The organism is Phragmitibacter flavus, assembly GCF_005780165.1.
Taxonomy (GTDB): Bacteria; Verrucomicrobiota; Verrucomicrobiia; order Verrucomicrobiales; family Verrucomicrobiaceae; genus Phragmitibacter; species Phragmitibacter flavus.
On record NZ_VAUV01000021.1, the window covers coordinates 17592 to 29972 of the forward strand.

The window sequence follows — 12381 nt, forward strand, 5'->3', positions numbered from 1 at the left end:
GGGCAAACGGATTGGCAAACTCATGCACTGCCCTGCACTGCAACACCAAGAGCCGTCACCCTTCGCATCATCAGGTCATCAGGTCAGGTGGCCAAACCGCCATCCAAACATGGCGAAGCAAAACTTCGCGGTCCGTTCAAACCATTGATGAATTCGATCCCACGTCAACCGATGTCTGATTGCCCACAACCCCCGTCCGAAGCCCCATAAAATGGACCTTCCAGAGCACTCCAACTAGAACATCCGTTCAATGGTTAGCCTCATGAGATCTGATAATATGGAGTGAAAATAATACTTCACCAAGGCCATGAAAAATCCAGCTTCCTCCATCAAACATACCCGCTGCTTGTGGCGCAAAACCCTGCTAACACTCGGCTTCACCGCCGCCAGCTCTCTCAGCACAATAACAGCTGCTGATTTCACTTGGCAAGGCAATCAGGATGCCCTCTGGAATAATGGAAATAACTGGGATCCGGCCGTTTTCCCAGACAACACGGACACCGCCATCTTTAACAACGATGGCAACAGTTTCACCATCCTTGACCTGGGAGGCGGCGCCTCCATCCTTAACATCACTTACGACACCACCGCCGCCGCTTACACCATCGGCGCAGGCGCAGTGGGCAGCCAGACGCTTACACTATCCAACACTGGTGCGATCACCAACAATGCCGCCGTTACCAACAGTCAGTTGATCAATGCCAATGTCGCCCTCGGCGGCGCATCCGCCACCATCGCCAACCACAGTGCTGCCAGCCTCCTCACCATCGCGGGAGCCGTGAGCGGCGCAGGCGGCTTCACCAAAGATGGCGTCGGCGCACTGACACTCAGTGGCCTTAACACCAACACCGGCGACACCACCCTCAACGCGGGCACCTTGAACCTCGACCACGCCGCCGCGCTGGGCAATACCACTGCGGGAGCACTGATCATCAATGGCGGCACCATCAACAATACCAGCGGCGCGGCCATCACCACCACCACGGCGAAGGCGCAGACCTGGGCCGGTGATGTTACTTTCATTGGCAGCAACAATTTGAATTTCAACGGTGGCGTCGTCACCCTCACCGGCGCTGGTTCACGCACCGTGACGGTCAGCGCGGGCACGCTCGGCGTGGGTCGCATCACCAGCGCCAGCACCGGATTGAATGTCGCCGGCCCAGGCGTATTGGCCGTCACCACCAGCGCTGCCAGCACCATCGGCGGCACACTGGATGTCGCCACCGGCAGCACCCTGCGCTTCAATACCGGAGCCACCGGCCCACTCACGAATGACTTCATCGCCACCGGCCTGACTGGCGGAGGCATCATCGAGAATGGTGGAGGCGTGGAACGCTGGCTGTTCATCAACAACGCCGTGGACAACACCTTCACCGGCATACTACAAAACGGTGCTGCAGGCGGCATGGGCTTAAACAAGGGCGGTGTGGGAACGCTCACTCTCACCGGGGCAAACACCCATAGCGGTGTCACCACCGTGCGCCTTGGCAACCTCAATCTCAGTGCCACCGGCTCGATCACTGCCAGCAGCAGCACCGGCAGCATCGTGGTGAATGCCGCAACAGGCACCACGGCGACTATGACGGTGGATGGAGGCAGCATCCTGGTGGGGGCGAACAATGCTGGAAACGCATCCATTATCGTGGGCAATGTCAATGGTGGTGCAGGCATTTTCAACGTGGGAGCTGGATCCGATGTGACCACCGGCGGAGTCACTGGCCCCGCAAGAGAAATACACGTTGGCCGCGGCGGTTTTGGCACCGCCAACATCACGGGTGGCACGGTCACGGTCGGAGGATTCATTGTCGGCGGCATCGCCACGAACGGAGTGGGCATCTGGAATGTCAGCGGCGGGTCCGTCTCCGTTGGCACAAACGGCAACTGGGGTGCCACTTTTGGTGCCAGCGGAGGCACCACCGGTGTGCTGAACCTCACTGGAGGAACCTTCAACAACACCCATACGGGAACGAGCGCCGGCTTGTGGGTCGGCGAAAACGGCAGGGCAGAGTTCAACATTTCCGGCACTGGACAGGCCAATCTGGGCGGCAACACCTCCAACGGAAACTCCGGCCTCGTCATCGGCAAGAACAACGGTGCGGCAGGCATCGTCAACCTCGGTGCCGTCGGCGCAGGTGGCGGCACCATCAGCACCACCATGGTTTCCCACACCGGCAACGGCACCGGCAGGCTCAACTTTCACGGCGGCACCTTGCAGGCCAGGACAGGCGCAGCCGCGAACTTCATGTCCGGACTCACCAGCGCCCACGTCTATGCTGAAGGCGGCACCATTGATAACAACGGGCAGGCCATCACCATCGCCCAAGCCCTGCTTGCCCCGACCGGTTTCGGCATCAATGCGCTGGATACCACCGGACTGGCCACCACCGGCTACACCACCGCGCCCCTCGTCACCATCACCGGCGGCACCGGCACCGCTGCCACCGCCAATGCCACCGTCGATGCCAGCGGCAACCTCACCGGCTTCATCATCACCAACCCCGGCTCTGATTACACCGCAGGCGACACCCTCACCGTGACCCTCTCCGGCGGCGGAAAAAACACCACTTCCGCCAGCACCACCTCCGCCACCCTCAGCGAAAACGCAGGTGGCGGCATGACCTACATCGGCACCGGCACCACCACCCTCACCGCTGCAAACACCTACACCGGGGGCACCATCATCACCCAAGGTCGCCTGTTGGCCAATAACACCACCGGCTCGGCCACGGGCACCGGAAGTGTCAGCGTAACTTCTGGAGCCACGTTGGGCGGAACCGGTAGCATTAGTGGCGGCCGCACGGCCAACATCACGCTTGGTGCCGGGAGTTTTCTCGCGGTTGGCAACACCCACGGTGCAGGCGGCCTCGCAGAAACCTTGGAACTTGGCACGGGCGGCACCATCACCAGCACCGCCGACACCACTTTCCAGTTTGATCTCATGGGCGCTGGCACCGCCGGTGCTGCCCCTGCCGCGTATAACTTCAACAACGACTATCTCGACTTCACCACTGCCGCTGCAATAGATATCCTTGGCGTCATTCAACTCTCGGCCGCAGATACCAGTTCATGGCTGCCTGAAGAACAAATCTGGAAACTCATCGACTGGACCGGCATTACCGATTTGGGCGCATCGATGGACCTGGTCTACTCCGGTATCATCGACAACTACGTGCTTAGTTCCTTCACTGACGACAGTGGTTTTTACATTAGGGCATCCCTGGTCCCTGAACCATCCCGTGTGTTGCTGATGATGGCCGGGCTTTGTCTGCTTGGACTGCGCCGCAAACGTTGAGTGTTGCCGACAAGCAACGCCATGAATTGTCTGTCAGACCAAAGTTTGATTCATTGCCCAGAGTTAATTTGAACTGCCTATCATGAACCGGTTATTTTTGTTTTTCATCGCAGCCTATCTAAGTGCTTTCGCAGAAATTGCAAAGGCGGCACCCAAGCTGCCCAAAGATGCGGCGAATGTGCTTGCCTCGTTGTTGAGTCCGCTATCTCAGGGGCAGGCGCAGGAAGTGCCGAATCGGTTCAAAGCCATCCTATCATTCATGGAGCTGGCGGAGCAACGTTCACCATTGGGGGCCGAGGAAATTCTGCGCCGGGCTTACAATGAACGAAAAGACATCGGGCCAATGCGCAAAACCGCATCGGTCATGGCATTGAGTGCAGCCTGGCGGCAGGCGCGCGCCATGGGGTCTTTCAATTCTGATCATGCTTTCACCGGTCGAATCATCAAAGGTGAAGACTATGGCAAATCGGTGGTTTTTGAGCAGGTGGTGCCGGCCTCGCAGGCGCCGCAGTTTGCCGCAGAAATCGCCAACTACCGGCTCATCGAACCCAGCCGCGCCCGCAAGGCGGATGAGGCGGTGAGCCATCGTGATGCAGCCACTCTCGCCGGCTTGGAAAGTATCGCTCAGGAGGCGAGAAGGATGGATACGGTGGGGCTCCATGCCGAAGCCTGGCAGCGTGACATGGAAGCGGCGGGCGAGTTGGCGAATCAGCAACCGCGCGTCAGAATTCGCATGCTCACCCAGGCGACCCCCGCCAGGAAGAATGGCGATGCTTGGCAGACCAGGGTGGACCTTGGAAACGCTTCAGATATTCCCTCCGAAGTGACGCTGCATTGCTACATGATCGGCAGGCTTTGGAAGAGCAATGATACTTATGTCATGAAGCGCCATACCCGGCAGCTGAAGTTGCGCGGAAATGAAACGAGGCAGTTGATCCTGTCCACGCCAAGCCGGGGACAATGCAAGCAAATGATGGACGACCATGAGCGCCTGAACAAAAATGAACGGATGGTGAGCGAACTGGATTATGTCGGTTCATTGAGTGTCGTTGAACATGACGGAACGACACTGGCAACCGCCGCCACTTACCCCAGCCTGCTGAAGATTCTCGACGAGCAACAACAGTTCCCCAGCGGCATTGCCATCGTTGGCAAGTAGTGGCCGTTTCGCTGATGGCGCACTTCAAAACTTGGCTTTACCCACTTATGAAGAATCTCTTTCGGTTGATCTGCTACGACATCTGCAAACAGCTTTTTTCGAGGCCTGCTTTCGCGCCGATGGTGGCTTTGGCTGGTGGCCTTGGTGCGGCGACCGTCATTGCGTTTGTCCAGATGGATGTGTTGAATGCACGCGACGCTTCAGGGCGCGCCGCAGCGGTGGTTTCCCGCATCGCAGAAACACCAAGGGCCGTGCCGGATGAACAACTGAATCACCAAGCGCAATCGGTCAATTATCCACGGGCGCTGGCCCGGGCGTTCGCGCTGGACAAAGGGAGCGAACGTGAAGACCTCCTCCGTGATCTGCTTTCCAGCTGGGCTGAGCGGAACGAGGCGGCGCTGGTGAGTTGGATTGCGGCGTTGAAGGATCCAGCCGTCCGACGTTCCATCTGCTCCACCGTTTGTCTGGCTGTGGCGGAGAAAAACCCGAGCAAGGCCATCGCGCTGGCGCTCGCTCCTGGTTTGGACGAACACGATGACGGCGGATTGCTCGAGTATTTGACCATGCAGTGGTGCGAGAAAGAAGTCGCAACCGCCCTCGAATGGGTGCTCGAACAAGCGCCGGGCGAATGGCGGGACCGCCTGTTGGCGAGAGCTTCCTTCGTGCTTTCCAAATCGGATCCGGCGGCGGCGGCGCAACTCGTTTCCGGCTTGGAGCCAGGAAACCTGCAGAAAGAAGCCGTCATGGCCGTGCTCCACCAATGGGCGCTCAAAGACTCCAAAGCCGCCCTCCAGTGGGCGGCAGCCTTTCCCGAACCGACGCTCCGCGAACGCGCGTTCGCCGAGATCTCGAACATCCGCAATCTGTCAGCCGCCCGTGACGTGGAATCATGATGGCAAGCGCCTCCATAGTTCGACTTCTCCACCCTCCCTGGCTGCTGGAAAGGCTTCAATACACAACCTGAGAATCCCAAAACAATGCACAAACCTATAAAAAACTGGCTGGCGTCCTTGATGCTGCCAATGATTGCCCTTGGACTGCCACAAGCGCAGGCCTACACTCACCCCAGCATCCCCTTCACCATTGAGGATCTGGATACCATCAAGGCCAACCTCGACAAGGAGCCTTGGAAGTCCGGTTACGCCGCGCTCGCCGGTGCCAGCACCTCCCAGCTCAACTGGCCGATGGAGGGCCCGACCGCGAATGTCAGCCGCACTCCGGACATCAATCTCACCACCTGGAAAAACGACATGAACGCCATCTACAACCTGGCGCGCATGTGGTATTTTACCGGCAACCACGCCTATGCGCAGAAAGCCCACGGCATCCTCCTCGCCTGGGCCAACAACCACACCAGCTTCTCGGGCCAGGAAATGTCCCTTTCCGTCGGCGACTTCGCCCCCGTTTACATCGGCGGCGCCGACATCCTCCGCGGCACCTGGCCCGGCTGGACCGAGGCCGACACCACGACGGTCAAAAACTACTTCCGCAACGTTTACTGGCCGCAAACACTGGGCGACTTCACCACCACCGGCCCCGCCAACAAGGGCTACCTCAACCTGGCCGCCGGCATCGCCATCGCCGCCTTCCTCGACGACACGGAAAAGTTCAACCGGATCGTCGATATTTTCCGCACCACCCCGGCCGCAGGCTTGCCCAACACCCTGCCTATCGGAGTGATGGGGGAGACCGGTCGCGACGCCGGCCACCTCTACGGCGGAATCTTCAGCGCCGCCTTCTTCGCCGAAGTGGCCTGGAAGCAGGGGATTGACCTTTACTCCGAATTGGACAACCGCTTGCTTGCTTGTGGCGAATATTACGCCCGTAACACCTACAAGTCCGACAATCCCTTCGTCCCCTTCGGCACCATCGATTGGAACTACTACGCCAACAACGCCTATCCCTACACCGCCAATCGAGGAGCCTTCTTTCTCCTCCAAAACGCCTACAAAAACCGCCTCCGTCTCCCCACCCCCTGGATCGATCACAAGATGATTGAGCAGGGCGTCGACGGCGGCAACTTCATGTATGCCAAGGCCGCCGACTTCAGCACCGCCACCCCGCTGTCGCCCGTCGTCCGCCCGCCGGTTTCCCCGGCCTCGGGCGGCTTGACCCTCACCACCCTCGGCGGTCAGACCGCCGGTCGCAGCCTCTCCTACGCCAGCGGCGTGTGGACCATGAGCGGCCTTGGCGGCGGCACCTGGACCGACGGCGCCGACGACTGCCAGTTTGCCTACCGACCCATGACCGGCGACTGCGCCATGGTCGCCAAAGTCACCTCCGCCACCTGGTCGGGCAACGGCAACGGCAAGGTCGGCCTCATGATTCGCGATAACCTCGTCGGCACCGTCGCCCAGCGCCACTGGGTCGGCATCGTCCCCAACCCCGCCAACATACTGATGGAGGCCCATGTGCGTGGCTGGACGGAAATCTGGGGCGGAAACAACCGCTCGGCGCGTTCGGCCGGACTTCCCCCCGGCATCCCTTACTGGGTCAAAATCGAACGTCGCGGCAACTTGGTCACCTCCTACACCTCGCAGGATGGCGTCAGCTGGGGCCCCTGGCTCGCCGGCTACTTCGCCAATCTCCCGGCCACCATTAACATGGGCCTGTTCATCTGCAGCGGCAACAGCAACGTCACCACCGCCACCTTCGAGCACGTGGCCTACACCGGCGGCACCGGCGGCCTCGTCACGACCCCGGCCGCTCCCGCCGGGCTGCTGTCGATCGGTTCCAACAAAGCGATCACCGTGCGCTGGTTGCAGTCCTACGGGGCCACCGCCTACGACCTCCTCCGCTCCACCACTTCCGGCAGCGGCTACACCGTCATCGCCGGCAACCTCGGCACCGACAAAACCAGCTACGTGGACAAGGCGGTCGCCGCCGGCACCACCTACTACTACGTCGTCCGCGCCAAGAACTCCGTCGGCACCAGTGCCAACTCCCCGCAGTTCAGCGGCTCCCTGTGGCCGGTGCCGATGAGCAACCTCGCCCTCGGTGGCGGCACCGCCAGCGACAGCGGCAACTCGGTCGCCACCAACTCCGCCAACGCCTTCGACAACAACCCCGGCTCCCTCTGGTTCCACCAGGGTGCCACCGGATGGGTGCAGTTTGACTTCGGCGCTGGCAACGCCCAGGTCATCAAACGCTACACCGTCTCCGCCTCCCCTGTGATCATCCTCCCTCGCGACCCGAAGAACTGGCAGTTCCAAGCCTCAAACGACGGCACCACCTGGACCACCCTCGACATCCAGACGAACCAGGCCTTCCCCATCCGGATGCAGCAGAACACCTATAATCTAAGCAACACCACCGCTTATCGTTATCACCGGTTCAACGTCACCGCCAACAACGGCGACGCCGGCCTCCTGCACCTCGGTGACGTCGGTCTGTGGAGCGATGTCGGCCGCACCATCCCGGACGGTCGCTACCACATCGTCAGCCGTCTCAGCAACAAGGTCATGGACGCTGCCGCCGCCGCCAACGGCACCCCGCTCGTCCAGTGGGGCCATAACGGCTTCAACGGCCAGAAGTGGGACATCACCCACGTCGGCAACGGCCAGTATCGCGTCACCAATGCCGCCAGCGGCAAGGTGATGGACGTGGCCGGCGCCAGCAGCGCCAATGGCACCCCGTTACACCTCTGGGACTGGCTCAATGGCAACAACCAAAAATGGACCTTCACCGCCGCCGGCGACGGCTACTGGAAGCTGATCGCCGTCCACAGCGGCAAATCCGGCGACCTGACCGGTGGCAGCACGGCCAACGGTGCCAGCATCATCCAATGGCAATACAGCGGGAACGAGAACCAGCATTGGTTGGTCGCCCCGACTCCCTGACCAGCGCACCTCGTCAACGCGCAGCGATGCCTTGCCGGGTTGGATTCCTCCCAAGCGATCAAGTTTTTCTGCGTCCAGCGCTTCAACGCGCCGGCCAAACCGAGCTTGGTCTGTGGTCTGTGGTCTGTGGTCTGTGGTCTGTGGTCTGTGGTCTGTGGTCTGTGGTCTGTGGTCTGTGGTCTGTGGTCTGTGGTCTGTGGTCTGTGGTCTGTGGTCTGTGGTCTGCCACCGGACACACCAACGGTCAGAAAGGAACAGTCACACCTGTGGGCGATGGTGCCTACAAGCTTGCGAAGGCAAAAAGCGGCAAGGCGGCTGACGGCAGCGGCGGCAGCAACGCAGATGGAGTCACCGGCGATACGGCAATGGAGACCACTAGCAGTGACGGCTCTCCATTTTCTCTTTACCCGTTCACAGCCTGACGAACTGCTGGGGCGATCCGTGCGCCATGCTTGTGACGAAGCCTGGCGGCATGAATCGTCTCATGATGAGAACAACGCATCCCCTGTCGGCAAAGGCGTCCCTTGAGGGTGCATCGCAGGCTCAAGGGAAAGCATAAAGCATAAAGCATCACACAAAAATTTCGGCGACTGCATTGCCCCGGTCTCCGATGGTGAAAGGTCGTCCAGAAGGTGACATGACCACCTCATGGACTGGTAGTGCCATCGCGGCACCAATCGTTGCAATGAAATCCTGGACCGTGACGGGACTTTCGGTGGCGGCGTAGCCTTTGTCGTCGCTGGCTCCATGAACATAACCGCCCTTGACGCCGCCCCCGGCAAACACGGTGGAGAACACACGCGGATGATGATCACGACCGGAGTTTTCGTTGATGCCGGGGGTGCGTCCGAATTCTGTGCCGACCACCACCAGGGTGGATTCAAGCAGGCCTTGTTGCTGCAAATCTTCAAGCAATGCGGCCATGCCTTGATCGAGTGCGGTGCCAAGACCGTTCATTCTGTCGTCGATGCCGGCATGCATGTCCCATCCTCCGAAGTAGACCTCAACAAAACGCACCCCCGCTTGGACCAGTCGGCGGGCAAGCAGACAGCTTTGGCCAAACCCGCGGCCATAACGTTCGCGCGTTGGTGCATTTTCTTTTTTGAGGTCAAAAGCTTCCAGTTCCTTGCTGGCGAGAAGGGTAACGGTTTCATCATAGAGTTCGGTGTAGGCCTTTACTTCAGCGCTACGGAACTTTTCGAGAAATGCCTGGTCGAAACGACTGGTGAGGTTGAGCCGACGGTTGAAGTGGGCCCCGTCCAACCCGGTTTCTGCGCTTTGCAGACCTTTCTCTGGATCGCTGATGGGAACCGGTGAATAGGCGGGCGGAAAAAATCCTGCATTGGCGGTTCCTTGACCAATGACCACGCTTGAGGGCAGGGTTTTGTGGGAGGGACCTTTGAAGTGGCGGGCCCAGGGGCCAAGGGTGGGGTGAACGATGGTGCCGCGCTCTTCGTAGGCGGTGTGCATGAGGTAGGAGGCGGGGCCATGAACTCCGTTTTTGGTGGTGGTGGAACGGATGATCGACATTTTGTCGGCATGTTTGGCCAGGCGCGTCATGTAGCCGCCGAACTGGATGCCGCCGACATTGGTTTTGATGAGATCTTTTGCACCCTTGGTGTCGCCGGTCTTTGGATCAAAGGTATCGATGTGGCTCATGCCGCCTCCCATATAAAGATAGATGACCGATTTTGCCCTGCCTTTGACGTTGGGCGGAACCGCTGAGGACGCACCGAAGGCTTGATCGGCTTCCGCAAGAAGGCTAACTCCGAGGGTCGTTTTGGCGGCTCGCATGATGAAGGCGCGTCGTGAGGATGGGTCTAGTTTCAAAGATGGGTTCATGGTAGATAGGATGTTATTGGATGAAGTAAAATTCGCGGGTGTTGATGAGCGCCCAGATGATGTCGGCATAGGCGTCGTCGCCATGAGCGGCCAGTTCCTGGCGGGCAATGTCTTTCTCGGTAAGGGTGGGGCGACGGTTGAGGATACTTAGAAAGACGCTTTCGACCTTATCAGGTGGCGAAGCGACCTTGGACATGTTGCGCATGACAAGGGAGTCTTGATTGGTCAGCATTTTCTGAACTTGACCATTCATCAGCATCAAGATCTGCGGGATGTTACCCTCGCGGTTTCCTCCGTCCATGACTTGGCGGGTAGATTGTCCGAACTGCAAAAGAAAATGTCCGGCAGGGGCAGGTTGTGGTAACTCCGAAGCACGCATGAGTTTCAGCCCTTCATGAGTCAGATAACCATCGGCGGAGCCAGTCGTCATGTCTGGCGTGGATGCGTTCATCTCGCTCATGCCGCCTCCCGTGTCGGCCATGGCGAGGCCGCCGGCGGCCTTGCTGCGGATTCGTGCATCAACACTCTCCACGGCCTGCAGTTTGCGGAGAATGATTTGTGCATCAAGGGCGGGATTGAGCATGTTCATTTCGACCGCCCGGCCATAAAGGTCACTTTCGTTGTTTTTGAACTTGTCGGGTTCTCCGAGCACCAGGGTCATGAAAGAATCCCAGGCCTGTTCAGCGCTCATCCGGCGCAACACGGGTCCCTGGAAATGATAAGGTTCACCCATGGCCAGCTCATGGTTGGTTGCCTGGCTTTGATAGGCGCGGGTGTTGTAAAGGATGCGCATGAATTCTTTGAGGTTGAATTTCAAGCGAATCATTTCGCTGGTCAGGTGCTTCAACAACGCGGGGTTGTAAGCATCGTCAGGGTTGTCCAGTTGGGTGACTGAAGGCATGAGGGAAAGACCAAAAGCGCGCTGCCACATGCGGTTGGCAATGGACATGGCAAAGCGTGGGTTTTCGGCATGGGTTACCCAGCCGGCAAAGGATTGCCGTAACCCGTCAACGTCCCCGGTGCGCCGCGCTGCCATGGTTTTGTAAGCCGCGTTGTGGCGCGGGTTGGTGTCTGGCCAAACGATCAATTTGGGTTCGACGGGTTCCCCGGGAGTTCCGTCTTTGTAAGCGTAGTCGTGAGGCAGGCGCAGGCGGTTTTCCTGCAGGTCGTTGATGTCGTAGAGATTTGATCCCACCAGGTTGTTGATTTTTCCACCGAAGGATTTGCCGTCTCTGCCATTGGCGGTCAGTAGATCTTGCGCGGCCTGCACCAGATCGCGTCGGCGTTCGCGAGGAAAGTCGCTGTTGCTGGTCATGGTGGAGGTGGCGCCGAAGAAGGCGGCCATCTGGTAGAAATCGCGCTGGGTCCATTCGGCGAACGGATGGTCATGGCATTGGGCGCAGGAGAGGTCGGTTCCAAGAAACACCGAGAGGGTGTTGGCCAGGTTGTCGAGGGGCATTGAGGAGTCTCTTAACAAATAACCGGCGGGGCCGTTGTTCCAGACTTTGCCTTTGGCGGCGAGAAGTTCGTAAACCAGTTCGTTCCAGGGGCGGTTGTTGCGAATCTGCTCCTTCATCCATTGGATGTAGTTGGAGCTGCGGATATAAAATCCGTAGTGATCGACGATGCGCAGCATTTCCGCCAGATAGTTGTATAAGTGGCTGACATGGCCGTCGGATTCGAGCAGGGTGTCGATAAGTCGCATGCGCTTGTCGTTGGCATTGCTCTGGAGAAATGAGACGGTTTCTTGCTGGTTGGGAATACGCCCGGCAATATCGAGATAGGCGCGGCGCACAAACTGTTCGTCGTTCAATGGGGGGTTGGGTTTTAGAGGCGCGAACTTGCCGTCTTTGCGGGTGGCATCATGACTGAGTTTTTGGTTTGCTTTATGAAGCCCGGCGAGCACCAGTTCATCCACCTTGGCGGCGGCTTGCGCGGCGTTCATGTGGGTCGGCACGCTGTTAAGTGCGCTGGCGAGTGGAGAGGGCGGCAATGATCGGGCTGCCTTTTGGTCTTCCGCAGACAAAAGTTCCAGGGCAATGGCGTGAATGTTGCCATTGGCAAGCTGGATGTGGACGCTATCTCCCTGCAGCATGATGAAGGTGGCACTGACCTTCCGTCCCTCGACATCCGTCCAAATGCGGGGGGTTTTGGTATCTGCAAGAATGGAACCGGCGGCCAGTTGGATGGCGAGCAAGATGGAGATGCGGGTTGCTTTGAATAACCTCATAAAGTGACTTGGTGTTGTT

6 protein-coding genes are annotated in these 12381 nt (G+C 59.2%); 4 read left to right on the top strand and 2 right to left on the bottom strand.

The genetic code is table 11. The features are described 5' to 3' along the window. Positions 1 to 307 precede the first annotated feature (307 nt). From FEM03_RS21520 to FEM03_RS21535, 4 genes are all read left to right on the top strand, one after another. Positions 308 to 3292 carry a beta strand repeat-containing protein gene (locus FEM03_RS21520; RefSeq protein ID WP_138088380.1) on the top strand — a complete coding sequence of 995 codons (2985 nt, stop codon included), beginning with the start codon at positions 308 to 310 and terminating at the stop codon, positions 3290 to 3292. A 259-nt stretch (positions 3293 to 3551) separates the two neighbouring features. Further along, positions 3552 to 4451, top strand: a complete 900-nt coding sequence (locus tag FEM03_RS21525; RefSeq protein ID WP_138088381.1) for a hypothetical protein — start codon at positions 3552 to 3554, stop codon at positions 4449 to 4451. Between the two features lie 47 nt (positions 4452 to 4498). Continuing rightward, positions 4499 to 5344 (top strand): hypothetical protein, encoded by an 846-nt coding sequence (locus FEM03_RS21530; RefSeq protein ID WP_138088382.1) that lies wholly within the window; start codon positions 4499 to 4501, stop codon positions 5342 to 5344. 84 nt (positions 5345 to 5428) lie between these two features. Beyond that, positions 5429 to 8290 carry an RICIN domain-containing protein gene (locus FEM03_RS21535; RefSeq protein WP_138088383.1) on the top strand — a complete coding sequence of 954 codons (2862 nt, stop codon included), beginning with the start codon at positions 5429 to 5431 and terminating at the stop codon, positions 8288 to 8290. A gap of 570 nt (positions 8291 to 8860) precedes the next feature. Here FEM03_RS21535 and FEM03_RS21545 read toward each other — a convergent pair. Continuing rightward, positions 8861 to 10132, bottom strand: coding sequence for a DUF1501 domain-containing protein (locus tag FEM03_RS21545; protein WP_138088385.1), 1272 nt, complete (start codon positions 10130 to 10132; stop codon positions 8861 to 8863). A 13-nt stretch (positions 10133 to 10145) separates the two neighbouring features. Further along, the gene (locus FEM03_RS21550) at positions 10146 to 12362 is read right to left on the bottom strand and encodes a DUF1549 domain-containing protein (protein ID WP_138088386.1); all 2217 of its coding nucleotides are present in this window, start codon (positions 12360 to 12362) and stop codon (positions 10146 to 10148) included. Positions 12363 to 12381: the final 19 nt, after the last annotated feature.

What these genes read in the sequence shown, in the direction of transcription:
- FEM03_RS21550 (WP_138088386.1), bottom strand. Translation starts at nt 12,362, where the DNA reads ATGAGGTTATTCAAAGCAACCCGCATCTCCATCTTGCTCGCCATCCAA.
- FEM03_RS21520 (WP_138088380.1), top strand. Translation starts at nt 308, where the DNA reads ATGAAAAATCCAGCTTCCTCCATCAAACATACCCGCTGCTTGTGGCGC.
- FEM03_RS21535 (WP_138088383.1), top strand. Translation starts at nt 5,429, where the DNA reads ATGCACAAACCTATAAAAAACTGGCTGGCGTCCTTGATGCTGCCAATG.
- FEM03_RS21525 (WP_138088381.1), top strand. Translation starts at nt 3,552, where the DNA reads ATGGAGCTGGCGGAGCAACGTTCACCATTGGGGGCCGAGGAAATTCTG.
- FEM03_RS21530 (WP_138088382.1), top strand. Translation starts at nt 4,499, where the DNA reads ATGAAGAATCTCTTTCGGTTGATCTGCTACGACATCTGCAAACAGCTT.
- FEM03_RS21545 (WP_138088385.1), bottom strand. Translation starts at nt 10,132, where the DNA reads ATGAACCCATCTTTGAAACTAGACCCATCCTCACGACGCGCCTTCATC.